23 protein-coding genes and 3 pseudogenes are annotated in these 23,241 nt (G+C 65.7%); 14 read left to right on the top strand and 12 right to left on the bottom strand.

What is annotated here, in order from left to right; genetic code table 11:
- The first annotated feature begins 25 nt into the window (after positions 1-25).
- The 3 genes from ACMVY4_RS14200 (at position 26) to ACMVY4_RS14190 (ending at position 2,698) form a co-directional block, all read left to right on the top strand.
- The gene (locus ACMVY4_RS14200; protein ID WP_416896673.1) at positions 26-1,306 is read left to right on the top strand and encodes an acetyl-CoA hydrolase/transferase family protein; all 1,281 of its coding nucleotides are present in this window, start codon (positions 26-28) and stop codon (positions 1,304-1,306) included.
- Between the two features lies 1 nt (position 1,307).
- Positions 1,308-1,973 carry a class I SAM-dependent methyltransferase gene (locus tag ACMVY4_RS14195; RefSeq protein WP_416896672.1) on the top strand — a complete coding sequence of 222 codons (666 nt, stop codon included), beginning with the start codon at positions 1,308-1,310 and terminating at the stop codon, positions 1,971-1,973.
- Positions 1,974-2,062: 89 nt separating this feature from the next.
- Entirely contained in the window at positions 2,063-2,698 is a 636-nt protein-coding gene (locus ACMVY4_RS14190) for a cytochrome P460 family protein (RefSeq protein ID WP_416896671.1), read from the top strand.
- Positions 2,699-2,704: 6 nt separating this feature from the next.
- On the opposite strand, the gene ACMVY4_RS14185 is transcribed toward ACMVY4_RS14190, so the two are convergent.
- From ACMVY4_RS14185 to ACMVY4_RS14175, 3 genes are all read right to left on the bottom strand, one after another.
- A complete protein-coding gene (locus ACMVY4_RS14185; protein WP_416896670.1) occupies positions 2,705-3,157 on the bottom strand; it encodes a cupin domain-containing protein in 453 nt (150 codons plus the stop codon).
- 52 nt (positions 3,158-3,209) lie between these two features.
- Positions 3,210-3,512 (bottom strand): hypothetical protein, encoded by a 303-nt coding sequence (locus tag ACMVY4_RS14180; RefSeq protein ID WP_416896669.1) that lies wholly within the window; start codon positions 3,510-3,512, stop codon positions 3,210-3,212.
- Positions 3,513-3,706: 194 nt separating this feature from the next.
- Positions 3,707-4,096, bottom strand: a complete 390-nt coding sequence (locus ACMVY4_RS14175) for a metallopeptidase family protein (protein ID WP_416896668.1) — start codon at positions 4,094-4,096, stop codon at positions 3,707-3,709.
- Positions 4,097-4,186: 90 nt separating this feature from the next.
- On the opposite strand from ACMVY4_RS14175, the gene ACMVY4_RS14170 reads away from it, so the two are divergent.
- Genes ACMVY4_RS14170 through ACMVY4_RS14160 form a run of 3 tightly spaced genes read left to right on the top strand, consistent with a single transcriptional unit; the run spans position 4,187 to position 6,883 of the window.
- The gene (locus tag ACMVY4_RS14170) at positions 4,187-4,960 is read left to right on the top strand and encodes a (Fe-S)-binding protein (protein WP_416896667.1); all 774 of its coding nucleotides are present in this window, start codon (positions 4,187-4,189) and stop codon (positions 4,958-4,960) included.
- Positions 4,960-6,381, top strand: a complete 1,422-nt coding sequence (locus ACMVY4_RS14165) for a LutB/LldF family L-lactate oxidation iron-sulfur protein (protein ID WP_416896666.1) — start codon at positions 4,960-4,962, stop codon at positions 6,379-6,381. The genes ACMVY4_RS14170 and ACMVY4_RS14165 overlap by 1 nt, the downstream gene beginning before the upstream one ends.
- Positions 6,374-6,883, top strand: coding sequence for a hypothetical protein (locus ACMVY4_RS14160; RefSeq protein WP_416896665.1), 510 nt, complete (start codon positions 6,374-6,376; stop codon positions 6,881-6,883). Before ACMVY4_RS14165 ends, ACMVY4_RS14160 begins: the two co-directional genes overlap by 8 nt.
- A gap of 20 nt (positions 6,884-6,903) precedes the next feature.
- Here ACMVY4_RS14160 and ACMVY4_RS14155 read toward each other — a convergent pair whose 3' ends face one another.
- On the bottom strand, positions 6,904-7,449 hold the full coding sequence (locus ACMVY4_RS14155; RefSeq protein ID WP_416896664.1) for a hypothetical protein: 546 nt from the start codon (positions 7,447-7,449) through the stop codon (positions 6,904-6,906).
- 190 nt (positions 7,450-7,639) lie between these two features.
- Here ACMVY4_RS14155 and ACMVY4_RS14150 point away from each other — a divergent pair, with 190 nt between their 5' ends.
- Positions 7,640-8,842, top strand: a complete 1,203-nt coding sequence (locus tag ACMVY4_RS14150; RefSeq protein ID WP_416896663.1) for a pyridoxal phosphate-dependent aminotransferase — start codon at positions 7,640-7,642, stop codon at positions 8,840-8,842.
- A gap of 171 nt (positions 8,843-9,013) precedes the next feature.
- Here the strand turns inward: ACMVY4_RS14150 and ACMVY4_RS14145 are convergent, their stop codons facing one another.
- The 3 genes from ACMVY4_RS14145 to ACMVY4_RS14135 form a co-directional block, all read right to left on the bottom strand.
- On the bottom strand, positions 9,014-10,546 hold the full coding sequence (locus tag ACMVY4_RS14145; protein WP_416896662.1) for an acyl-CoA carboxylase subunit beta: 1,533 nt from the start codon (positions 10,544-10,546) through the stop codon (positions 9,014-9,016).
- Positions 10,547-10,628: 82 nt separating this feature from the next.
- Positions 10,629-11,324, bottom strand: a complete 696-nt coding sequence (locus tag ACMVY4_RS14140) for an ATP12 family chaperone protein (protein ID WP_416896661.1) — start codon at positions 11,322-11,324, stop codon at positions 10,629-10,631.
- Positions 11,321-12,001, bottom strand: coding sequence for an HAD-IA family hydrolase (locus ACMVY4_RS14135; RefSeq protein ID WP_416896660.1), 681 nt, complete (start codon positions 11,999-12,001; stop codon positions 11,321-11,323). Before ACMVY4_RS14135 ends, ACMVY4_RS14140 begins: the two co-directional genes overlap by 4 nt.
- 28 nt (positions 12,002-12,029) lie before the next feature.
- On the opposite strand from ACMVY4_RS14135, the gene queF reads away from it, so the two are divergent.
- The 5 genes from queF to ACMVY4_RS14110 all read left to right on the top strand — a co-directional run bounded on the left by queF (position 12,030) and on the right by ACMVY4_RS14110 (position 16,004).
- Positions 12,030-12,479: a preQ(1) synthase gene (gene queF, locus ACMVY4_RS14130; protein ID WP_416896659.1), complete on the top strand. Its 450-nt coding sequence runs from the start codon at positions 12,030-12,032 to the stop codon at positions 12,477-12,479.
- Positions 12,479-13,348: a TauD/TfdA dioxygenase family protein gene (locus ACMVY4_RS14125; RefSeq protein ID WP_416896658.1), complete on the top strand. Its 870-nt coding sequence runs from the start codon at positions 12,479-12,481 to the stop codon at positions 13,346-13,348. Before queF ends, ACMVY4_RS14125 begins: the two co-directional genes overlap by 1 nt.
- 37 nt (positions 13,349-13,385) lie before the next feature.
- On the top strand, positions 13,386-13,883 hold the full coding sequence (locus ACMVY4_RS14120; protein ID WP_416896657.1) for a PAS domain-containing protein: 498 nt from the start codon (positions 13,386-13,388) through the stop codon (positions 13,881-13,883).
- Positions 13,884-13,978: 95 nt separating this feature from the next.
- On the top strand, positions 13,979-14,479 hold the full coding sequence (locus ACMVY4_RS14115; protein ID WP_416896656.1) for a PAS domain-containing protein: 501 nt from the start codon (positions 13,979-13,981) through the stop codon (positions 14,477-14,479).
- 688 nt (positions 14,480-15,167) lie between these two features.
- Entirely contained in the window at positions 15,168-16,004 is an 837-nt protein-coding gene (locus ACMVY4_RS14110) for a mechanosensitive ion channel family protein (protein WP_416896655.1), read from the top strand.
- A 7-nt stretch (positions 16,005-16,011) separates the two neighbouring features.
- Here the strand turns inward: ACMVY4_RS14110 and ACMVY4_RS14105 are convergent, their stop codons facing one another.
- Complete coding sequence (locus tag ACMVY4_RS14105; RefSeq protein ID WP_416900387.1) at positions 16,012-16,155, bottom strand: hypothetical protein; 144 nt, start codon at positions 16,153-16,155, stop codon at positions 16,012-16,014.
- A gap of 112 nt (positions 16,156-16,267) precedes the next feature.
- A pseudogene (locus tag ACMVY4_RS14100) lies at positions 16,268-16,480 on the bottom strand (PAS domain-containing protein); the annotation flags it as partial.
- Positions 16,481-16,761: 281 nt separating this feature from the next.
- Between ACMVY4_RS14100 and ACMVY4_RS14095 the strand changes: the two are divergent.
- Entirely contained in the window at positions 16,762-19,224 is a 2,463-nt protein-coding gene (locus tag ACMVY4_RS14095; RefSeq protein ID WP_416896654.1) for a mechanosensitive ion channel family protein, read from the top strand.
- 18 nt (positions 19,225-19,242) lie between these two features.
- Positions 19,243-19,560, top strand: coding sequence for an NIPSNAP family protein (locus tag ACMVY4_RS14090; protein WP_416896653.1), 318 nt, complete (start codon positions 19,243-19,245; stop codon positions 19,558-19,560).
- Between the two features lie 16 nt (positions 19,561-19,576).
- On the opposite strand, the gene ACMVY4_RS14085 is transcribed toward ACMVY4_RS14090, so the two are convergent.
- The 3 genes and pseudogenes from ACMVY4_RS14085 to tcuA form a co-directional block, all read right to left on the bottom strand.
- The gene (locus tag ACMVY4_RS14085; RefSeq protein ID WP_416896652.1) at positions 19,577-20,731 is read right to left on the bottom strand and encodes a phytanoyl-CoA dioxygenase family protein; all 1,155 of its coding nucleotides are present in this window, start codon (positions 20,729-20,731) and stop codon (positions 19,577-19,579) included.
- A gap of 90 nt (positions 20,732-20,821) precedes the next feature.
- Positions 20,822-21,715: pseudogene (locus tag ACMVY4_RS14080) on the bottom strand (NAD(P)-dependent oxidoreductase); the annotation flags it as partial.
- Positions 21,694-23,203: pseudogene (gene tcuA / locus ACMVY4_RS14075) on the bottom strand (FAD-dependent tricarballylate dehydrogenase TcuA). The pseudogenes tcuA and ACMVY4_RS14080, both read right to left, overlap by 22 nt.
- Positions 23,204-23,241 lie beyond the last annotated feature (38 nt).

Raw genomic sequence — 23,241 nt, 5'->3', positions numbered from 1 at the left:
GATGCGACGAAGGGGAGGCGCAGTTATGACCGAATTTCTGAGCGCGGCCGAAGCGGTGAAACGCATCCCGCCGGGCAGCACCGTCTATGTGCAGGGCTCCGCGGGCGAGCCGACCGATCTGATCCGCGCGATCACCGAGGATCCGGACGTGGGCCGCGACTGCACCTTTGTCGGCGTCGCCGTTCCGGGCATGAACCGGACGGACTACTCGACCCTGCACGAGACCGCGAATGCCATCGCCTTCTTCGGCACGCCGGACAACCGCGACAGCATGGCGTCGGGAAAGACGCTGCTGATACCGAAGCAATACCACGCGCTCTATCGCTTCCTTGATGAGGATCTGGAGATCGACGTAGCGCTCGTCTCGCTGCGCGACGCCGGCGACGGCAGCTTCCGCCACGGATTCGGCCTCGACAGCCAGAGCCCGGCGCTGGCAAAGGCGAAGCTGGTGATTGCCGAGGTCAACGCTGCGATGCCCGACGGGGGCGTCGCACCTCATGTGCCGGGCGGCCGGGTCAACATCGGGGTGAGGACCGATCACCCGGGTCCGACGCTCGGGATCGGCGAGATCACGCCGGATGTCCAGGCGGTCGCCGACAATGTGGCGGCCATGATCCGGGACGGCGACTGCATCCAGATCGGCATCGGCACCCTGCCCGTCGCCCTGCTGCGCGCGCTCAGGACCAAGAACGATCTGGGCATTCATTCGGGGATGCTGGCCGACGGCATGCCGGAGCTGATCGACGGCGGCAACGCGACCGGCAAGGCCAAGACCGTCGACAGGGACGTTCACATCGCCGGCGTGCCCAACGGCTCCCAGGCGCTCTATGACTGGACCGACGGGCGCCGGGATATCCACTACCGTCCGATTTCCTACACGCATGATTCGGCGATCATCGGGCAGATCGACAACTTCATCTCGATCAATTCCGGGCTGCAGGTGGATCTGTTCGGCCAGCTCAACGCCGAGACCGTCAAGGGCCGCCAGATGTCCGGCACCGGCGGCTCGGTGGACTTCATGCGCGGCGCGCAGCGCAGCAAGGGCGGCAAGGCGATCCTGGCGATGACGGCAACCGCGGCCGGCGGTAAGATCAGCCGCATCGTGTCCGGACTGGACCCGACGGGCGTGACCACGGGACTCAGGACGGACATCGACTATGTCGTGACCGAGCACGGCGTTGCCCATCTGAAAAATCTGGCCGTGAACCAGCGGCCGGATGCATTGATCGAGATCGCCGGCCCCGGTTTCCGCGATCAGTTGAAGGACGATTGGCGCGAAATGGCAAAGGGGAACTGGCCGGCCTGAAATGCTGAAACCGTCCGATGCGCGGACTCACTACGACAAGCTCGGCGCCGGCCAGAACCGGGAACTGCGCTATGCGGCGCCGGCCTTCGACGCGATCCTGCGGCACGGGCGGTTCGCTGAGGCGGATGCGGTTCTGGAACTGGGCTGCGGCACCGGCATCCTTGCACGGGACCTGCTGAAGGCCCGGGCGCATCTGTCCTATCTCGGGCTGGACATTGCGCCCGCCATGACCCGCCTCACCCGGGATGCGCTGCGTCCCTTCTATCGACGCTATCTTGTGGCCGAAGCGGACGCGACGGCCATGCTGCCGCTTGCGAATCGAACTGTGGACCGCGTCGTTGCGGCCTACTTCCTCGAGATTCTGCCCCCGGCCATCCAGACCGAGGTCCTGTTCGAGGCCGCGCGGGTGCTGCGGCCCGGCGGACTGCTCTGCGCCGCGTCGCTCGGCCGCGACGGTTCCCTTCCGGAACGCATGCGGATGACATTCTGGGACCTGGTCCACGCCGTCGCGCCGGCGCGCGTCGGCGGTTGCCGGCCAATACGTCTGCGCCATCGCCTCGAGGCTGCCGGCTGGAGGATCGTTCACCACGAGGCGGTCAGTGCGGCAGGCCTGCCTTCGGATGTCGTGATAGCCCGGCCGCCCTCACCCGATGACAACAGATCGTGATGCGCGCTTCTGCCACTGGAAAGCGGGGCGCACCGACCTGACATCTCCGGTTTCAGACATCCCGCCCGAACTGCAGGTGTATCGTCATCATGGTCAGCCGTCCGGTTATCGGCATCGTATCCGTCGCAGCGATTGCTGCGGTGGCCTTCTATGTCATCGATCCTTCATCCAGCGCCGACAGTGCGGATCAGCCCGCCAACGCCCACTTCCGGACCATGGACTCGGCGCAACTGACGGCCGAAGCGGCAAGAGGCGTCTACGAGGCCCTGGCGGCCGACATGCGGACCCGTTACGGCGAGGCCGACATCCCGCACGCCAGCGCCTACCAGCAATGGACACGCTTCAGCAGCGCGCCCTACCGGTCCGCCTCGCATGGTCAACGCTACGTCAGCAACTACGGAAACGAACTCGCCGCCGACTACCCGCAAGTGCTCGACGGCGTGGCCATGCCGCCCGGCGCGGTCCTGGCGAAGGACGCCTTTGCCGCCACCACCGATGGCGACGTCTACGCACAGTCGCTCTTCCTGATGGAAAAGCTCGCGCCCGGCGCCAGTCCGCAGACCGGCGACTGGCGCTACGTCATGATCACGCCCGCAGGCGAGGTCTACGGCGACACCACCGGCGCCGAACCCGCCAATGTCACCTTCTGCCACACCTGTCATGCAGCGCAGGCGCACACGGACTACCTGTTCTACATACCGGAAGCCTTCAGAGCCGCCCGCTAGGACCGGTCAGGCCGCGGCCTTCTGCTGGCGTTCGAGCCCGCGCTGGAAATCGTCTATGGTGATGACCCGGTCGATCTGGCCGTCGGGCGTCAGGATCTCGTAGATCACACCATCGACCGCGGTCATCATCAGCAGGATGATCGCGCCTTCGTCCCCGCCACCCTCGATATGCGTCTCGTCGCCGCGGTTGCTGCCGAACCCGGAAGCAGTCCGGACCGTGTTGGCGTCGCCATGGTCGAGGACCGGATCGTAGAGCCTGTGCTCACCCTGAAGCACCAGCGTCTTGGTCGGCCCGGCATGGCGGTGCGGCACGCATTCGGCGCGCGGATCGAACTTCATCAGCATGTCCACCACCTGTGCGTCATGATCGACGGAGAGCAGGTGATAGTAGAGCCCCTCGAAACCGGCGAAGGGCTTCCAACTGATGGTACGGTCATCGAAGCGATAGGTCTCAGGCATTGTTTCCTCCCCTGCCTTGCCACCTTCCATGATCCGCCCGCAGGGGGTGCTGTCAACGGCCCGCCAGCCGGTTGATGCGTTCGATATGCGCCGTCACGAACAGTTCGGCCTCGTCGTAGTCGTCAGTCGCAATCAGCTCCCCCTCAAGGTTCAGGCGGCCCAGATTGGCGGATGCGAGCTTCACGATGCCGTTGTAGGCGGTATCGGGCGTGACCGTGGCACCGTAGAAATGGCGGATCCCGGCATTGGCGACCATCTCGCCGACGAACTTGATGTCCTCGATGGAGAACCTGTTCTCGTGGTTCGATCGGTTGTCGAGAACGCAGAAAATCTTGTCGGTCTCGTTGATCCGCAACAGAGCTTCGTAGAGCGAGACCCGTTGCGGTCGCGTAAAGGCCCCGGTCAACGTGACACGATGAAATATTTCGGAGCCGATACGATAGGACGCGTAACGGCAGGACCGGAGAATTCCGTGCCCCGCGGCCGACTTTTCTGAATTGACCACCATTGGTTGTGACTCAGGGAATCCGAATATTGTCTTCCTCAAGTCTAGTCCAATGATTCAATGGTATCCATGTCATCGTCGGAAAAGCCGAAATGGTGACCGATTTCGTGGATCATCACATGCCGGACGATATGGCGGAGGCTTTCGCCGCTCTCGGTCCAGTAATCCAGGATCGGCCGCCGGTAGAGCCAGACGCAGTCATTCTCGCCACCCGGATCCATCACCGACCGATACGGCAGGGCGACGCCCTGATAGAGGCCCATCAGTTCGAACGGGTCCTCGATCCCCAGATCCTGCAGTACCTCATCGTCGGCAAAGTCCGCCACGCGGATCACCAGCCCCTCGCAATGGCGCCGGAGTTCGGCCGGGATCTGGTTCAGCGCTTCCTCGCCCATTCGGGCGATGACATCGAGATCGGGAGCGGTGTCGGTCATGCGGCGACGAAACCACAACGGATGCCGGCTGGAAAGCCGCTCCGGATTGACGCTTAGCAGCCCCTGCCATCTGGACTATAAATCGGCACCATGACTGCGAGACCCAATGCGCGCCCCGATGTCGGGCTTTTCGTGACCTGCCTGGTCGATCTCTACCGTCCCAGCGTCGGCTTTGCGGCGGACAGGCTGATCCGCCAGACCGGCTGCACCGTCACGGTGCCGCTGACGCAGACCTGCTGCGGCCAGCCGGCCTACAATTCCGGCGACCGCAAGACGGCGAAGGCCATTGCCAGACAGGTCATCGCGGCTTTCGAAGGCTTCGACTACGTCGTCGCGCCGTCCGGTTCCTGCATGGGCATGATCAGCCATCACTACCCCGCCTTGTTCGGCGACGAACCGGACTGGAAGGCCCGGGCGGAGACGATGGCTTCAAAGTCCTACGAGTTGGTCAGCTTCCTGACCGGCGTCTGCGGTGTCACCGAAGTCGATGCGAAGCTGGACGCCACCGTGACCTATCACGACAGCTGTTCCGGACTGCGCGAACTCAAGATCAAGGAGCAACCGCGCCGTCTGCTGGCCACCGTCGACGGGCTGAGCCTCACGGAACTGCCGACGGCAGAGACCTGCTGCGGCTTCGGCGGCACTTTCTGCATCAAGTACTCCGACGTCTCGACAGAGATGGTCCGCCGCAAGGCCGCCGACATCGCCGCGACCGAGGCCGACCTGCTTCTGGCTGGCGACATGGGCTGCCTGCTCAACATGGCCGGCAAGCTGAAGCGCGACGGTTCCACAGTGAAGGCGCGACACGTCGCCGAGGTGCTCGCCGGGATGACCGACCGCCCCGCCATCGGGGAGGCTGAGTGATGCAGACGACCTCCCACCGTTTCAAGGAATCGGCCGCCGAGGCGATCAACGACACCCACCTGCAGCAGGCGCTGAAAAATCTCCAGACAGGCTTCGTCGCCGCCCGGCAACGCGCCGCCGACGGGCTCGACGAGTTCGAGGCCATGCGCGACGCCGGCGTCGAGTTGAAGAACCACATCCTCGCCAATCTCGACCACTATCTGACGCTGTTCGAAGAACGGGTCACGGCCCAGGGCGGCACGGTGCATTTCTGCGCCACGCCCGAGGAGGCGCGGCAGACCATTCTGGATCTGTGCCGGACCTATGGCGCGAAATCGGTGACCAAGGGCAAATCCATGGTGGCCGAGGAAATCGCGCTGAACGACTTCCTGGAAGCCAACAGCATCGAACCGGTCGAGACCGATCTGGGCGAGTACATCATCCAGCTGGCCAAGGAACCGCCGAGCCACATCATCGGGCCCGCCGTACACAAGACCAAGGACCAGGTCTCGGACCTGTTCCACGCGCATCACGGCAAATACGGCAAGACCGAGCGCCTGACGGAAGCCGAGGATCTGGTCGCCGAGGCCCGCGAGGTGCTGCGGCAGAAGTATTTCGACGCCGATGTCGGCATCACCGGCGCGAACTTCCTGATCGCGGAGACCGGCTCCACCATCATCGTCACCAATGAGGGCAATGGCGACCTGACGCAGATGCTGCCGAAGGCGCACATCGTCATTTCGGCCATCGACAAGGTCGTGCCGACGCTGGAGGACGTCTCGACGATCCTGCGGGTGCTGGCGCGGTCTGCAACGGGTCAGGAAATGTCAGCCTACACGACGCTGTCGACCGGTCCGAAGCGCGAGGGCGACCTGGACGGCCCGGAGGGCTTCCATGTCGTGCTGCTGGACAATGGCCGCTCCGACCTGCTGGGCACCGAGAAGCAGGACATGCTGCGCTGCATCCGCTGCGGGGCCTGCATGAACCACTGTCCCGTCTACACGGCCGTCGGCGGGCACGCCTATGGCTGGGTCTATCCCGGGCCGATCGGCGCGGCGCTGGACCCGCATTTCATCGGCATCGAGGAAGCGCGGCACCTGCCCAACGCCTCGACCTTCTGCGGCCGCTGCGAGCAGGTCTGCCCGATGCGCATTCCGCTGCCGAAGATCATGCGCCACTGGCGCGAGGAAGCTTTCGAGAAGAAGCTGCCGCCGGCGCGCGAACGCTATGGCCTCGCGGCCTGGGCCTGGCTGGCGAAACGCCCGGCCATGTACCGGCTGGCCGCCCGGCTGGGCATCGCGGCGCTCGGACGCGCCGGCGAGGTCCGTGGCGGCCGGTTCGAGAGCCTGCCCTTCGCCGACGGCTGGACGAAGGGCCGCGACATGCCTGCGCCCCAGGGCGGCACCTTCATCGACCGCTGGAAGGCGGGCGAGCGTGGCTAGGGAGGGCGACGCCGAACTTGTCGAGGCCATACGGCGGGGACATGAGGCGGGCGCCGTCTCGATGCATGTCCACTACCGCCGCGCCCGCAAGGTCGAAGGCTTCCGGGAAGCGCTGGTCGAGCAGGTCGGCGCCCGCGCGGTCACGGTCCGGGATCATTTCATGAAGGGCGCCTTCGCGGCGCTGTTCGTCTGGTTCGCCGCCGCCCAGATATTCCTGCTGCAGGAGATCGAGATCACCCTGATGGGCTCGCCGGTCACGCTCAGCATGCTGACGTTCCTGCTGCTCCTGCTGGCGCTGGTGCTGTTCTACAGGGACCGTATCAAGCCGGTCCAGGGCGCGCCGATGCACCGGGCCGCGCTGAGCGATCCGGAGCTCTTCGGCCGCCTCTGGCTCGGCGGCGCGGTGGCGCTGATGCTGCGGGAAGGGCGCGACCGGATCTGTCAGTCCCCGCGGGACGACTGGCGGCAATTCGTCCGCCGCACCCTGATGCTTCAGGGCTGATCCGGCCGCAGCCTCACCTGTTACAGGTCCCGCGGGTTCTCGCGGCGGCGTTCGCGGCCGCTGTCGAAGCGGTCACGACGGTTGTCGCGGAACCGATCACCCCGGTCACTCCGTCCATCACGGTCGAAACGGCGATCGCGCTGATCTCGGAAGGCCTGACGGTCGTCCCGGCGCTCGCGGAACTCGCGCAGTTCGCGCCGGGTCTGGCGCGATTCCCGGCGTTCCTGACGCAATTCACGGCGGGTGTCGCGGAATTCGCGGCGCAGTTCCCGGCGTTCATTGTGCAGGCGCCCGAAACGGTGGCCACGGTTGCGGAAGTCATCGTGACGGCGCGTGTGAACGCGGCCCCGGCCGAAATTGCCGAAGCGATCGCGCAATTCGCGGCGGTCGCTGCGAATATCGGCCAACCGGTCCCGCAGTTCCTGCCGCCGTTCGCGGCTTTCCCGAAGGTCCTGGCGGAGTTCGCGCTGGAACTGGTGGCCGTGTCCGCGGCCGCGGTCGTCGGCCAGTGCTGGCGTCCCGACCGCGACTGCAAGCAGCAGCGGAATGAGAAGGTTGAGTTTCATGACAGTTTCCCCGTTGTCGATTACCAACGGGAACAGCGTCTTCCGGGGCATTGAACGGCACTTGAATACCCCGGAAAGGTTCAGGTCAGGTTCGACATTGCCTTGAGTTGGTCACGCGCGCGGCGTAGGGTCCGCGCGGCCTTTCCGAGGGGGGAAGGCCTTCCGCAACCTGACAATCCGGAGACAGACCATGTCGATACTTGCGTCGTCGCTCAGCCGCATCAAGCCCTCGCCGACCATCGCGGTCACGGCGAAAGCCCGTGAGCTGAGGGCCGCCGGCAAGGATGTGATCGGTCTCGGTGCGGGCGAGCCCGATTTCGATACGCCCGACAACATCAAGGAAGCCGCGATCAAGGCAATCCGCGAAGGCCAGACGAAGTACACCGACGTCGGCGGTACGCCGGAGCTGCGCAAGGCGATCTGCGGCAAGTTCAAGCGCGAGAACAACCTGGACTACACGCCCGATCAGATCATCGTCGGCACCGGCGGCAAGCAGGTGCTCTACAACGCGCTGATGGCGACCCTGAACCCGGGCGACGAGGTTCTGATCCCGGCGCCCTACTGGGTTTCCTATCCGGACATGGTGCTTCTCGCTGGCGGCGAACCGACCTTCGTCGAGGCCGGGCCGAACCAGGGCTTCAAGCTGTCGGCCGAAGCGCTGGACAAGGCGCTGACGCCGAAGACCAAGTGGCTGATCCTGAACAGCCCGTCCAACCCCACCGGCGCGGCCTACACCCGAGACGAGCTGGCGGCGCTGGGCGAGGTGCTGAAGAAGCACGAGCATGTCTGGATCATGACCGACGACATGTACGAGCACCTTGTCTATGACGGCTTCGAGTACACCACGATCGCCGAGGTATGCCCGGCGCTCTACGACCGCACGCTGACGGTCAACGGCGTCTCGAAGGCCTATGCGATGACCGGCTGGCGGATCGGCTATGCCGGCGGCCCGGTCGAACTCATCAAGGCGATGAACAAGATCCAGTCGCAGTCGACCTCCAACCCCTCCTCGGTCAGCCAGGCCGCGGCGGTCGAGGCGCTGTCAGGACCGAACGACTACATCGCCGAACGCAATGAGGTCTTCCAGGCCCGGCGCGATCTGGTGGTGAAGATGCTGAACGACGCCGAGGGCCTGCACTGCCCGACGCCGGAAGGCGCCTTTTACGTCTATCCGTCCTGCGCAGGCTGCATCGGCAAGACCACGCCGGACGGCAAGAAGATCGAGAACGACACAGACTTCGTCACCTATGTGCTCGAAAGCGTCGGCGTCGCCTGCGTCCAGGGCGAGGCCTTCGGGCTGTCGCCCCACTTCCGCATCTCGTATGCGACCTCCACCGAGGCGCTGACCGAGGCCTGCACGCGGATCCAGAAGGCCTGCGCCGCGCTGAAGTGACTGCGCGCCGCCACACCTGAAACGAAGAAGCCCCCGGATTGCGCCGGGGGCTTTTTTTTCTTGCGCTGGCTGTCATGCCCGCTTCGTGCGGGCATCCGGACAGTCGAAAAGCCGCGGCGAAGCCGCACCAGACCCCCGCACAAGGCGGGGGTGACAATCAGTACCCGTTGATCAAAGCGGAATGTTGTCGTGCTTCTTCCAGGGATTGCTGAGCTCCTTGGACTTCAGCATCCGCAGCGACTTGATGATCCGGAAGCGCGTGTTGTGCGGCATGATGATGTCGTCGATGAAGCCGCGGGCGCCCGCGATGAACGGGTTCGCGAAGGTCTGGCGGTATTCCTCGGTCCGGGCCGCGATCTTCTCGTCATTGCCGATATCGGCGCGGAAGATGATCTCCACGGCGCCCTTGGCGCCCATCACCGCGATCTCGGCGTTCGGCCAGGCATAGTTCACGTCGCCGCGCAGATGCTTGGAGCTCATGACGTCATAGGCGCCGCCATAGGCCTTGCGCGTGATGATCGTGACCTTCGGCACCGTCGCCTCGGCATAGGCGAACAGCAGCTTTGCGCCGTGCTTGATGATGCCGTTGTATTCCTGGCTGGTGCCAGGCAGGAAGCCGGGCACATCGACCAGGGTGACGATCGGGATGTTGAAGCAGTCGCAGAAGCGCACGAACCGCGCGGCCTTCTTCGACGAATCGATATCCAGGCAACCCGCCAGCACCATCGGCTGGTTGGCCACGATGCCGACCGTATGGCCTTCCATGCGGCCGAAGCCGGTGAGGATGTTCTTGGCGTAGGACGGCTGGGTCTCGAAGAAGTCGCCCTCGTCGACGATCTTCTCGATCAGTTCCATCATGTCGTACGGCTTGTTCGGGTTCGCCGGGACCAGCGTGTCCAGCGAGGCTTCCTGCCGTTCCGGATTGTCGAACGTCGGACGCCGCGGCGGCGCCTCGCGGTTCGACGCCGGCAGGAAATCGATGAACCGCCGCGTCTGGGTCAGGGCGTGGACGTCGTTCTCGAAGGCCAGGTCGGCGACCGAGGATTTCGTCGTGTGGGTGATCGCGCCGCCCAGTTCCTCGGCGGTCACGGTCTCGGCCGTCACGGTCTTCACCACGTCCGGGCCGGTCACGAACATGTAGGACGTGTCCTTCACCATGAAGATGAAGTCCGTCATGGCCGGGCTGTAGACGGCACCACCGGCGCAGGGGCCCATGATCAGGGAGATCTGCGGCACCACGCCGGAAGCCAGCACGTTGCGCTGGAAGACATCGGCATATCCGGCAAGGCTGTCGATGCCTTCCTGGATGCGGGCGCCGCCGGAGTCGTTCAGGCCGATGACCGGCGCGCCGACCTGCATCGCCTTGTCCATCACCTTGCAGATCTTGCGCGCATGCATTTCCGACAGTGCGCCGCCGAAGACGGTGAAGTCCTGGCTGAAGACGAAGACCAGACGGCCATTGACGGTGCCGTAGCCCGTGACAACGCCGTCGCCGGGCACCTTGTTGTCCTGCATGCTGAAATCGGTGCAGCGATGCTCGACGAACATGTCCCATTCCTCGAACGAGCCTTCGTCAAGCAACAGCTCGATGCGCTCACGCGCCGTCAGCTTGCCCCGGCCGTGCTGCGCCTCGATGCGGCGTTCGCCGCCGCCCAGCCGCGCCTTGGCCCGCTTCTCCTCCAGCATCTGGACGATGTCCTGCATTCCTGTCCCCCGGCAGCCGCTTCAGTACTTCCGGCTGGATAGCATCGGGCCAGCAGCCCCGCCAGTGTTTTGGCGGCAGCCGTCAGCTGCGGAGCGCGCGGATCATGGCCTCGACGTTGCGGAACTCGGCCAGCACCCCCGCCCTGCGGGTCGCCGCGATCTCGTCCTCGCCCCATTCGGCGATCTGATAGCTCTCGTCGAGCTGCGCGGCTTCGAAGGCAGCCTCGGCGTCCAGACGCTGTTCGACAAGCGCCAGCCCGATGACCAGGGAACTTGCCGTGCCGGCCGCGACCGACAGCCCGACCAGGCGGAAATCGTCCAGTTCGTCCACGGCAGACCGGAGGCGCGCCAACGTGTCGGGATCCTGCTCGATCGGCAGAATGCCGGACGTCACCAGCAGTCGCGCGCCGTAGCGCTCCCCGACCCAGTCGATCAGCGGCCGCCATGCCGCCTGCTGCTGCTCGATCAGCGTCTGCGGATGCTCGGCCCAGTAGCAGACCATGTCTGCACGGGCGTAGTTCGCGACCGCGGCCGCCGTCGCCGCGCGCCGTCCGGCCAGCTCGTCGATGGCGGTGCCCGTCATCCGGTTGAGCGGCATCGCCATACGGTCGATCTCGTCGTCCTGCGCGTTCCACTCGGCGGCGACCGCCTCGGCCAGCGGCCGCGTCGGCAGACGCATGACCTTTTTCGCCGGGGTGCGGATCGCCCGGCCGTCCAGCTGGACGTCGAAACCGTCCTCGGCCTCCACAACACCGGCTGCCTTGTAGAAGCGCTTCATGATGCAGCCTCACTGAAATGGTCGTCGACGAGACCTGGCAGATCCCGCCCGTGCCGGGCGATGCTCCGCGCGCCTTCCGCCTGCAGTTCCGCCGGCGGGTGATAGCCCCAGGCGACCCCGATGGCCCCGGCCCGCGCGCTGAGCGCCATGGCGATGTCATAGGTGGTGTCGCCGATGACGACAGCGTCCGCGGGATCGACACCGGCCTCGGCGCAGGCCTGCAGGCACATGTCGGGCGCGGGCTTGCCGGCCATGACGTCGTCGGCGGTCTGCAGCGTGACGAACCTGCCATCCAGTCCCAGGCGCTCGACGACGGCGAAGAGACCGCGCCGCGACTTGCCCGTCGCCACGCCGAGGAGATAGCCGCGCCGTTCCAGCTCCGCGACGGCGTCAAGCACGCCGGGAAAGGCCGGCTCGGGCAGGTCCCCGCCGCGCCGCAGCTCACTGAACAGCGCCTTGTAGGTGCCGGCGACCTGACTCACATCCGACGATCCGAGTTCAGGGGCAAGCGTGCTGACCGCATGATCGAGGCTCAGCCCCACCACGCGCTTGACCGCCTCCGGCTGCGGTGCAATCAAGCCGAAGCTCAGGAACGCCTGCTGCATCGAGCGGACGATACCGTGCTGACTGTCGACGAGCGTGCCGTCGCAGTCGAAGATGACCAGCCTGAGCGCCATGCGCGGAACCTGCCACAGGAGGCGGCAGATGGATGATGCGATAAAACATCTCGGCAGGCAGAGCGACCTGCCCGACAACCCCGACGACGCCATACTCGATGCGGTGCCGAACCCGCATCAGGGCACGCCCTATGTCGTCCGCTTCACCGCGCCGGAGTTCACCTCGATCTGTCCGGTCACCGGCCAGCCGGACTTCGCCCGCCTGATCATCGATTACGTGCCGAAGGCCCACATCGTCGAGAGCAAGAGCCTGAAGCTGTTCCTCGGCTCCTTCCGCAATCACGGCGCCTTCCACGAGGACTGCACCCTGCTGATCGCCAAGCGGATCGTCGACGCCATCGAGCCGGAATGGCTCAGGATCGGCGGCTACTGGTATCCGCGCGGCGGCATCCCGATCGATGTCTTCTACCAGACCGGCGAACCGCCGAGCGGCGTCTGGCTGCCCGACCCCGATGTCGAGACCTACCGGGGACGATAATGTCCGCGTTCGACATTCGGCCCCTCACCCGCTGGACCGGCGCCGAGATCTTCGGACCCGACCTGACCGGGCCCATCGGCGAGGAACTGGCGGCGGCGCTGAGAGACGCACTGGCGAGTTGGCAGGTGATCTTCCTGCCGGACCAGCATCTCGACATTCCGGCACAGAAGCGCCTGACGCAGGTTTTCGGCCCGCTGGAACGCTGCCCCTATGTCGTGCCGATGGACGACGAGCCGGATGTGATCGCGGTGCTGAAAGAGGCCGGCGAGGTCAATGTCGGCGTCTTCGGCGGCGACTGGCATTCCGATTTCAGCTTTCTGCCGGTTCCGCCGCTGGGCTCCGTGCTCAATGCGGTCGAGGTGCCGCCCTTCGGCGGCGACACGCTCTGGGCCAACCAGGTGGCGGCGCTGGACGCCTTGTCGGCAGATCTCCGCGCCGAAATCGATGGCCGGGACGCGATCCATATCGGCAAGCCCTATGGCGTCAGCCACGCCCCGAAGGAGGAAGAGCGGTCCGGCGGCTCGATCCGCATGGTTCGCGACGACCCGCAGGCAGACCGGGAAATGCCCCATCCGGCGATCCGCATCGATCCGGTTTCCGGCAAGCCCGCACTGAATTTCAACCCGACCTACGCGCTCCGGCTGTCGGGCAGGACCGAGGCCGAGAGCGCACCGATACTCGACGCCATCCAACGGCACACGACCCGGCCCGAATTCTGTGTCCGCCATCGCTGGCGCGCCGGCACGGTCGCGGTATGGAACAACTACACAACCATGCACTACGCGGTGAACGACTATGACGGTCACCGCAGGCTGATGTACCGGACGACTTTCGGAATAGCCGACGACAGACAGACCTCGCCGTCGTAGTGTCCGCCTCGGATCAGTCGCATCGGAATACCCCAACTTGGCAGAAACTCCCGAAATCAGAGAAGAAAGCGGATTCGGCGCGCCGCCACCGTATTTCGATGCCCGCATCCATCAGCTCTACCGATACTGGGATGACAAACGCGGCGACCGCGACATCCCGGACCGCAAGGATCTGGACCCGTTGATCGAGATTCCGAAGCTCCTTTCGGCGGTCTGGCTGCTGGACGTCGAGCACGATCCGCTCCGGCTCCGCTTCCGGCTGATCGGCAACGATCTCGTCCGAAGCGGCGGCCCGTCCCAGGTCGGGCAGTACGCCGAGGAACAGCCGCAGGACGAGGCCGGTTTCGCGACCATTACGGCGTTCAAGCGTTGCTGCACCGAGAGGATCGTGTTCTGGCGCCGCGGCCGCCCCCAGCTGGCGCACCACAACCACATCTCCGGACTACAGAACCTCGCCTTGCCGCTCACCGTCGGCGGATCGGAGGACGTCCGGTTGCTGCTGATGATGACGATCTACGACCGGCCGGCCTCCTGACGGTGAAGGCATTCCTTCTCTCGGCTCCGCTCCGTGTCGCGGTATCCGGCTAGTTCATTGTCCGTTTACACCCTGCAGCTACATCAACCGATACGATGACGAAACGACGGGATTTCAACGAGGACAGCGAACACGGCTTCGGTCCGCCGCCAGCGTGGATGCACGCAGACATCCTGGCCCTGCACCGCTACTGGCTGGCCAAGATCGGCGATGCGCCGATTCCCGACCGTGCCGACATCGACCCCGTGATCGAGATCCCGAAACTGCTCGCCAATGTCTGGCTGCTGGACGTCGTGGGCGAACCGCGCCGCTTCCGTTACCGGCTGATGGGCAGCAATCTCACCCGCGCGACCACGCGTCCTCGCATCGGCCAGTATCTGGACGAACAGGAGGGCGCCGGCGATATTCCGGAGACGGTCGCCGCGCTGAACACCTGCTGTGATCGTCAGATTCCCTACTGGCGGCGCGGCCATCCGCAGCTGATCCGCGACCGCTTCCTGCCGATGCTGGAATATGTGGTTCTGCCCATGAGCGTCGAGCATTCCGCCGAGACGCGCATGCTGCTGAACATGACCATCTATCACTGGAAGGACTGACGCCACGGTCGCCCAGCCGCGGCTCCGGTCATTCGCTGCGCGGCGGGGGGGAGCCGCAGGCGGTTCGGTCGACAGGTTGCCGCCCACGACGTCCAGCAATTGCCGCGTCATCTGCCGGAGAATATGCGTCTTCTGGCGCGACGCGCTGACGGCGATGACCTTGCCCTTCCATATCTCGCCGTCGCCATCGGCCAGCGACGCGCCGAGCGAGTACGTCTCTTCGCCCTCGTTGGCGGCTGGCACGCCCAGCGTGATCGCAAAGCCGAGTTCGGTACGTGAGTCGCTGCCACCCTTCCCGCGCGCCTGAAAGCGGGAGGGCTGGTCGGTCTCGCTGAAGGATCCGCGCCAGCGGATGGTCAGAACCGTCGAAGAAACCGGGTCCAGGCGATAGCCGCGCAGCTGCATTTCCTCGTTGAAGATGGCCCGCATCTGCTCGCTCGGCCCCGGTATGCCGTCGAACTCGACCTTCAGCGCCTTGCCGATCGGCGCCTCTCGGACAAGTTGCGCATTGACCGCGGTCCTGTAGACATCCTCGGCAGCCCTCGCCGGGGCGCATGCCGGCCCGAAGGCCAGTAAGGCTGCGGCAAGGGCGATCCAGATTCGGTTGGACATTCCGGTCCTCTCCCATCTACTGGTGAGCGTCGGCACAATAGCAACAAGCAACGGATCACGGCCAGACGGCGAGGCCATGCTCGACTTCTATGACCAGTTGGGAACATGGCAGCGCGTCGCCCTGGCGGCGGGCCTGGCCGTGCTTGGCCACCTGCTCGTTCGGCTGATCCGCTGGGGTAGCGGTCGGGCGACCACGTCGCAGATCGCCCGAAGCTCGAGCAAGGCGCTGACGCTGATCAGTCTGCTGACCAGCATCGCCGTGTTCGTGATCTACTTCACCGCCTTCGGCTTCGTGATGACCGAGGCGGGCGTGCCGCTCTCGACCTATCTGGCCAGCGCCTCGATCATCGGTCTGGCGGTCGCCTTCGGCTCCCAGGGCATCGTGCAGGATGTCGTCAGCGGCGTGACCATCGTCTTCACCGACCTGTTCGACGTCGGCGATGTCGTCGAGATCAGCGGCCAGGTGGGCGTGGTCGAACGCTTCGGCATGCGCTTCACCGTGCTTCGCAGCCCGCTCGGGGCCGAGGTCTTCGTCCCGAACCGTTCGATCCTGAACGTCGTCGCCTACCCGCGCGGCTATGTCCGCTGCTTCGTCGACGTGACCCTGCCGCAGGACGCGGACGCTGCAGAGCGGATGGAGGACAGGGTACGCGTACTCAGCGCTGCCGCCGAAGGACAGTTCGCGGGCATCTTCCGCGCGCCGCCCGAAGTCATGGATCCCGCCACGACGGCGGCGGGCCGGCAGTTCATCCGGATCAAGTTCCGCATCTGGCCCGGCCGCGGCGGTCCGCTGGAGACCGCGTTCCGCCAGGAGCTGGTCCAGGCCGGGAAGTCGATCGATCCGGACTATGCGGAATGGATGGTGATGGTGAACAACGAGGTCGAGACGTACCGCGCGCCGAAACGCAATTGAGGCGGCCTCAGGCGACCGCGTCGTCCTTCACGAAATCGACCGTGACGAAGAGGTAATCCGCGAGTTCGCCGGTCGCCGACAGCGGCATGATCAGCACCTCGATGTCGCGCGCCTTGAACTGCTGTCCGACATAGGGAAGGTGCTCGGGCATCAGGGGCAGACGCGACTCCACAACGCTGGCGCAGGCTTCCCAAACCGCCGAGGGCGGGCGCTGGTGCGGGATCTGGCTCATCCGGCGCCAGGCATCGTTGCTGGCCGAAATGATCCACCCAGCGCGTGCCGACAACGCGGTAGAGGAAGTCCTTTTCCGCGTGCAGGACCTGGAGAAGAATCACGGACGGCAGAACCGACGGAATGGCGAAGGGATCGAAATCCCGCCGCAGGGGCATCGCCCGCTGCCCCCGGATCGACAGCCAGTAGCGGAACGCCCTCCGGTTCAGCGGCTTGCCAACGCGGCTCGCCAGGCGCGAAAGCATCGCGTCGTCGTCCGGCAGCAGATCCTGAATATCGTCGTGGTAGGACATGGTCTGGAGATGGGGGCAAAAGGTTACCGAAAAACTGTCTACGTACGGTTTCCGGACGAATTTTGCTTTACGCGCACGTCAATGTGTCGGCGATCACACGCCCTGGCCCGGAATCTTTGACGCAGCCCGAGATTCCCCTTTGCACGGAATTCACTAGACTGATCATTACGCACAGGTTGCCGGACGGGCGTGGATTGAGGGGACCGGGCCGCAGACAGCTGAGGGGCGATCCGATGCGACAGACTTTCCCGACATTCATTGCCGCGCTGATGCTGGCGCTGACGGCGCTGATGATGGCCGCTGCCGGTGCATCGGCGCAGAATCCGGCGCTGACGGTGCAACAGCGCGCCGCGGTTCAGCAGAATTCCGCCGAAGACCCGGCGGCGCAGCCGGGCAGCCTGGATGCGGCGCTGAAGGAAACCATCCGCCAGCAGGTCCGCGAGGAACTGGACCAGCGGGCGTCCGAGCCCGCCGCGGCCACGGCAGCAGCCGAATCGGGCGGATCCGGCGATCCCTTCGCCCAGGTGATCGACGGCGCCCGGATGAGCGTCGCGACAATCTCCGACAATATCCGCACCACGCTCGCTGTCATTCCTGAGCTGTCGGACCAGATCGACCGCGCCTTCATCCTGCTGACAGACTTCGAAGGCTGGCCGCGGATGTGGACCGGCATCCTGAACCTGGCGGCCATGCTGGCCGGCGGCTTCCTTGTCGCCGGGCTGCTCCGCCGCGCCACACGCCGGATCCTGACGGTGCCGTCCGCGGCCGCGCCCTTCACGATGGACCGGCTGCCGATCGCCGCCGTCGTCTTCCTACGCGATCTGGTCTTCCTGATCGGCTTCGTCGTCACCGGGTTCCTGATCTCGCTGGTCTGGTTCCAGCAATACGACCCGATGCGGATTTTCCTGATCTCCTATCTCGGCGCGGTCTCCGTCGCCTATGCGGGCTGGGTGATTTCAGGCGCGCTCTTTGCGCCAGGCCGGCCGGGGCACCGCCTGATCGACGCAGATGACAGGATGGCGCTGACGCTGGCGCGATGGACCACCGCGGTCGCCGCCGTGATGGGGCTGATCGGCTTCAGCGTCGGCATGATCCGCCTGCTGGGCATGCCGCCGGCGGTCTTCGCCGTTCTGCTCGTCATCGCCGGCCTCGTCGTCACCGCAATCACCTTCTTGCTGGTCACGACGGCCACCGCCAACGATCCGGCACGGCAGCCCGAGGGCATTCTGGACGGACTGTTCGGGCGCTACCGCCGGACCTGGCTGCAGATCGCCAGCGTGCTGTTCCTGCTGATCTGGACGCTGAGCATCTTCTCGGCCGAGGGCAGCAAGATCGTCGCCGTCATGATCGGCTTCACCGCCTTCGCGCTGGCGGTCTATGCCGGCCATGTCCTGCCGGGCCGGGCGCCGGAACCCGAGCCGATCGACCTCAACCGCAGCATTTCGCAGATCCCCATCGATCCGGAAGACGCGGCCGCCGCGGCAGCCGAAGCGCTACCGGCGGAAGTCGTGCCCGAACCGGACCCCGCGCCCCTGCCACTGCAGAAGCGCACCTCGCTGCTGCCCTCCTTCCGGACGATTGCCCGGACGCTGCTCGGCATCGTCGGACTGTTGTCGGTCCTGCACATTCTGGGCGTCGACATGGTCGCGGCCTACCGCAGTCCGCTGGGCCAGCACGCGACCGACGTCCTGATCGAGATCGCGATCATCATCGTGGTCGCCTCGCTGATCTGGTCTGCGGTCAAGCGCACCATCGACCGCTTCATCCGGCGCGAGCACGAGAAGGCGATGGAGATGGCCGCCGAGGCGGTCACCGACGAGGACGGCCTGGGCGGCATGGTCACCTCGCGCTTCGGCACGCTGTTGCCGCTGATCCGCGGCTTCATCCTGTCGGTGCTGGCCGCCGTGACCGTGATGGTCGTGCTGAGTTCGATGGGTCTCGATATCGGCCCGCTGCTCGCGGGCGCCGGCGTGGTCGGCATCGCCATCGGCTTCGGCGCTCAGGCGCTGGTCCGCGACATCATCTCCGGCATCTTCTTCCTGATCGACGACGCCTTCCGGGTCGGCGAGTACGTGGAGTTCGGCGACATCCGCGGTCAGGTGGAGATGATCTCGATCCGCTCCATGCGGCTGCGCCATCACCGTGGCGCCATCCACACGATCCCGTTCGGCGAACTGCGCTCGATCACGAACTACAACCGCGACTGGGCGATCTACAAGCAGGAGTTCCGCCTGCACTACGAGGTGGATACCGACAAGGTCCGCAAGATCATCAAGAAGGTCGGCCTGCGCCTGCTGGAGGATCCGGAACTCGGTCCGAAGTTCATCCAGCCGCTGAAATCGCAGGGCGTGTTCAAGATCGAGGAAGGCGCGCTGATCGTGCGCACCAAATTCATGTGCAAGCCGCGCGAGCAGTTCATCATCCGCAAGGCCGTCTTCCAGGAAGTGAAGAACGCGCTCTACGAGCAGGGCATCGAACTGGCCCAGCGCCGGGTGCAGATCGACTGGCCGGAATGGATGCAGGAGCAGGCCGCTCAGAACGGCGACGGCGACCTGACCCCCGACGCCCCGGCGCCCGCCGAGCCGCCGCATCCCTCCCCGTCCCGCCCGGCGCCGCAGACCGTCGCGGCCGCGGCGGGCGCCGGCCTGGTCGCCACCGAGAACCGGACCAAGCCGGTCTATCCAGACGAGCCGTAACGGCAAGGAGAGGCGCAAATGGCGATCTACGAACTGCGGACGTACACGCTCTACGCAGGGAAGCTGGGCGAGGCAGTGGAGCTCTACCGGTCGGTTGGCTGGCCGGCACTGGAGAAACATGGCGACAAGCTTGTCGGCTACTTCACCGGCGATGTGGGAGCATTGAACAAGATCGTCCACATCTGGAAGTTCGAGGACGATGCCGACCGCCGCGCGCACTGGAACCGGGTCTATGCAGATGACGACTTCATGGCTTTCGCCGCGAAATTCCGCCCGCTGATCCTGACGCAGGACAATCAGTTGATGATGGCAGCGCCCAGGGGCCCGACGCCGTAGCGCCGGGGTTCCGAGGTCAGATACTCAAGTCTTCGAGATTGTAGTCGACCACGTCGGCCTTCGCCTTCTCGTCCCAGGTCCAGGCCTCGCCGCTCTTCTCGTGCGGGCGGTAGGTGAAGGGCGTCTCGTCCGGGAACCGCTGGCGGCGGGCATCGATGGCATAGCCGATCATGCGGGCGCGGCGGCGGATGCGCTCGTCGTCATAGACCGCCGGCGCGTTGTGGATGCCCCCGCCCTGAACGCCCAGCACCGACTGCCTGCGGTGGAAGCCGAAATTCAGCGTCACGCGCCAGTCCGGGCTGGTGTTGGCGAAGGAGCCATGGACGAGCTGGCGGTTGGTGATCGCCACGTCGCCCGGCTTGCAGACCAGCGGGACCGCGTCTGGCAGCCGCTCGCTGCCTGCGTCGGCCACCATCTGCCTGATGTCGACCGTGCGCATCTTGTGTGTACCCGGCACGATCCAGAGACCGTTGGCCGGCGTGCAGCCATAGAGCTGCGCCATGAAGTTGAAGCCGTGCGTGCCCTGATCCCAGTCCGGGGAGTCCCAGTGGGTGACACCGTCCCGGTGCCACGCGACCGACGCGCCGAGACCCGGCGCCTTGATGAAATAGGCCTCGTTGAAGGGTACGAAGTCCTGACCGTTGATCGCCGCGGCGACGCCCAGGATGCCCGGATGGCCGTAGACCCTCAGATGCGCCTCGGAAAATTCCAGCGTGCCCAGCGACAGATAGACGATGTCTTCGGGCGCATCATTGGCGGCGACGGGCTCGTACATCTTCACCGGATGGCGGCCGTTCGCCTTCTCGGTGCCGCCGAACGGGTCGGCCAGCGGCTTCGACCAGAACAGCTTCGGCGCCTTGTTCGACGCGCCCAGCGCCGGACGGCCTTCGGCATCGACATCCGCCCCCTTCTTCACCGGAAAACGGCTCATCATGCTCTGCAGGTCGGCCTCGATATCGGCCAGTTCATCGTCCTTCAGCACGCCCTCGAAGACGTAGAAGCCGCAGCGCCAGTAGGCCTCGACAATGTCCGGATGCAGGATGCCCTCGCCGATGAAGCGGATCGGGCCGCGGTTGCCGAGCGCCATGGCGCGGGCTTCGCCCTCGGCCATGTAGCGCTCCATCGCGCTCTGGTGCTCACCGTAGTTTGATGTCGGGACGGGTGAATTCATGACGTTCCTCCCCAGGTACGCAACGGCGCTCCAGCGCCGGATTTGCCCCTGAGGATACGCTTCCCTGAACGCCCGCTCAACTCGCGGCAGTCATGCGTCCCGTGCGAGTTGCCTGCGGATCACCGGGTGGTAGAGGTCGCCGTCGCCCGCCTCGATGGCCTTCTCGAACAGGTCGTCGACCGTATCGCATCCTGGATGCGGCAACCCCGATTCTTCCGCCATCTCAATGGCATATGAGAGATCTTTGCGGGCGTACTTCACAGAAAAGGACGGGTTCGGATAGTCGCCCGGCAGCATCGCTTTCGTCGCGTGATTGCGCAGCGCGAAGCTGTCGCCCGAGCCCTTCGACATCGCCTGCAGCAGTGTCTCTCCGGCCATGCCCTGCGCCTCGGCGATGTTCAGCGCTTCGGCCAGCGCCACGTTTGTCTGGAACAGCACCATGTTGTTCAGGATCTTCACGATCTGGCCCGAGCCAACCGGACCGCAATGCAGGATGTCCGTTCCCATGCAGGCCAGCACCGGCTCGATGCGGGCGAAGGTCGCGTCGTCGGCGCCTACCATGATCGCCAGCGTGCCGTCGGCGGCGGCCTGCCGCGTCCGGGCGATCGGTGCATCGGCGAAGGCTGCGCCTTTCGCGGCCAGCGCCTCGGCGATCTCCCGCATCAGCCCGGGCTGGGAGGTCGACATGTCGATCAGGACCTGCCCTTCGCGCGCCATCGACGCCAGCCCGCTCTCGCCGAGCACCGCCTCGCGGACCTGCGCGCCACCGGGCAGGCAGGTGATGACGATATCCGCTCGCGCCATCAGGTCGGCAGTATCGGCGGCGGTCTCCGCCCCCTCGCCCGCCAGCCGACTGACCGGATCGGGGTTCAGGTCGAACGCGATGACCGGCTGGTCGGCCTTCTTCAGGATGTTCCGGCACATGGCCTCGCCCATGACGCCGAGACCGATGAAGGCGACGGTCATTCCGCGGCCTCGGCCGTCTGAACTGCCGCTGCAGCGGCCGCGCTGCGGCCCGCGGTGCGTCCGAAGACGGCGCCGGACATCAGCCCCGTGCCGCCCGGATAGTTGTGATAGAAGAGCCCGCCGACCAGTTCGCCGGCGGCGAAGAGCCCCGGGATCGGCCGCATGTCGCTGTCCAGCACCTGCGCATCCGTGGTGACCCGCAGGCCACCGAAGGTGAAGGTAATGCCGCAGGTGACGGCATAGGCCTCGAACGGTCCCTCATCGACGCGGTTGGCCCAGTTGCTTTTCGGCACATCGAGGCCCTCGGTGCAGCGCCCGTCCTTCACATTCGGGTTGAAATCGATGTCGGTCCGGACCGCCTCGTTGTAGCGCGCCATCTCGGCCAGGAAGCCCGCCGGATCGACGCCTTCCATCTTGCCGGCCAGTTCCTCCAGCGTGTCGCCCGTGACCTTCGTGACCTGCTTGATGTTGTATTCGCCGCGCAGCAGGTGCTTCACCTTGGCGTCGAAGACCTGCCAGGCGAACTCGCCCGGCTGGGACAGGATCACCCGACCGTATTTCGCGTAGGTGTAGTTCCGGAAGTCCGCGCCCTCGTCCAGGAAGCGTTTGCCCGTCGCGTTGACCATCACGCCGAAGGGATAGGAATGCTTCTGGAACTGGTCGCCGACGGCCAGATCCCCGAATTCCGGGGCGTTGCGCTCCCAGCCGACGGCGTGGCAGCCGGACCAGTTGCCGGCGGCGCTGGCGCCGATGTCGAGCGCCATGCGGATGCCGTCCCCGGTGTTGAAGCGGCTGCCGCGGACCTTGGCCATTTCCCAGCCCGGCCCCAGATAGCGCGTCCGCCATTCCGGATTGGCCTCGAAGCCGCCGGAGGCAATGACGACGGACCGGGCATGCAACGGTTCCGGTTTCCCGCCGTTCCGGCGCACCATCACGCCGGTGACCGCGACGCCGTCCGTGATCAGTTCGACGGCGCGGGCGTCGTATTCGATGCCGATACCGCGGGCGGCGCAGGATTCGGTCAGTGAGTTCGACCAGTCCCTCGCCGCCGCCCCAGGCCTCGACCGTCAGGCCGCCCCAGAACTTGAACCGGCCGTCGATCTTGAAGGCCTGCCGGCCGTAGATCGGCACGAAGCGGACGCCTTTCTCGCGCATCCAGATCATGGTGTCGCGGGACTGCGTTACCAGCATCTCCACCAGCTCCGGGTCGCAGCGGTACTGCGTCACGCGGAACATGTCGTCGAAGAACTGGTCCCGCGTGTAGCTGCCGAAATCGGTGGTGGCGATCTCCTCGTCCGTCAGGTCGGGCATGACCTTCTGCAGATCGTTCAGTCCGTCATAGGCAAAGCGCATGGCGCCGGCGGTGAAGCGGCTGTTGCCGCCGTTCTCGGCCTTCGGCGCGCGCTCCAGCACGTGGACACGCTCCGCGCTCTCCCGCGCCGACAGCGCTGCACACAGCGCAGCATTGCCTGCGCCGATCACCAGAACATCGATTTCATCGGTCATTCGTTGGCTCCCCACCCGTCAGCGGGGCCCAACATAGA

The sequence above is a fragment of the Minwuia sp. genome, assembly GCF_048007105.1.
Lineage (GTDB): Bacteria > Pseudomonadota > Alphaproteobacteria > Minwuiales > Minwuiaceae > Minwuia.
The sequence above is the reverse complement of the archived record's forward strand: the minus strand, read 5'-3'. Positions and strand labels throughout refer to the sequence as shown.

Coding starts and splice junctions, on each gene's coding strand:
- ACMVY4_RS14200 (WP_416896673.1), top strand. CDS start 26: ATGACCGAATTTCTGAGCGCGGCCGAAGCGGTGAAACGCATCCCGCCG.
- ACMVY4_RS14195 (WP_416896672.1), top strand. CDS start 1,308: ATGCTGAAACCGTCCGATGCGCGGACTCACTACGACAAGCTCGGCGCC.
- ACMVY4_RS14190 (WP_416896671.1), top strand. CDS start 2,063: ATGGTCAGCCGTCCGGTTATCGGCATCGTATCCGTCGCAGCGATTGCT.
- ACMVY4_RS14185 (WP_416896670.1), bottom strand. CDS start 3,157: ATGCCTGAGACCTATCGCTTCGATGACCGTACCATCAGTTGGAAGCCC.
- ACMVY4_RS14175 (WP_416896668.1), bottom strand. CDS start 4,096: ATGACCGACACCGCTCCCGATCTCGATGTCATCGCCCGAATGGGCGAG.
- ACMVY4_RS14170 (WP_416896667.1), top strand. CDS start 4,187: ATGACTGCGAGACCCAATGCGCGCCCCGATGTCGGGCTTTTCGTGACC.
- ACMVY4_RS14165 (WP_416896666.1), top strand. CDS start 4,960: ATGCAGACGACCTCCCACCGTTTCAAGGAATCGGCCGCCGAGGCGATC.
- ACMVY4_RS14155 (WP_416896664.1), bottom strand. CDS start 7,449: ATGAAACTCAACCTTCTCATTCCGCTGCTGCTTGCAGTCGCGGTCGGG.
- ACMVY4_RS14150 (WP_416896663.1), top strand. CDS start 7,640: ATGTCGATACTTGCGTCGTCGCTCAGCCGCATCAAGCCCTCGCCGACC.
- ACMVY4_RS14145 (WP_416896662.1), bottom strand. CDS start 10,546: ATGCAGGACATCGTCCAGATGCTGGAGGAGAAGCGGGCCAAGGCGCGG.
- ACMVY4_RS14140 (WP_416896661.1), bottom strand. CDS start 11,324: ATGAAGCGCTTCTACAAGGCAGCCGGTGTTGTGGAGGCCGAGGACGGT.
- ACMVY4_RS14135 (WP_416896660.1), bottom strand. CDS start 12,001: ATGGCGCTCAGGCTGGTCATCTTCGACTGCGACGGCACGCTCGTCGAC.
- queF (WP_416896659.1), top strand. CDS start 12,030: ATGGATGATGCGATAAAACATCTCGGCAGGCAGAGCGACCTGCCCGAC.
- ACMVY4_RS14125 (WP_416896658.1), top strand. CDS start 12,479: ATGTCCGCGTTCGACATTCGGCCCCTCACCCGCTGGACCGGCGCCGAG.
- ACMVY4_RS14115 (WP_416896656.1), top strand. CDS start 13,979: ATGACGAAACGACGGGATTTCAACGAGGACAGCGAACACGGCTTCGGT.
- ACMVY4_RS14110 (WP_416896655.1), top strand. CDS start 15,168: ATGCTCGACTTCTATGACCAGTTGGGAACATGGCAGCGCGTCGCCCTG.
- ACMVY4_RS14105 (WP_416900387.1), bottom strand. CDS start 16,155: ATGCCCGAGCACCTTCCCTATGTCGGACAGCAGTTCAAGGCGCGCGAC.
- ACMVY4_RS14095 (WP_416896654.1), top strand. CDS start 16,762: ATGCGACAGACTTTCCCGACATTCATTGCCGCGCTGATGCTGGCGCTG.
- ACMVY4_RS14090 (WP_416896653.1), top strand. CDS start 19,243: ATGGCGATCTACGAACTGCGGACGTACACGCTCTACGCAGGGAAGCTG.
- ACMVY4_RS14085 (WP_416896652.1), bottom strand. CDS start 20,731: ATGAATTCACCCGTCCCGACATCAAACTACGGTGAGCACCAGAGCGCG.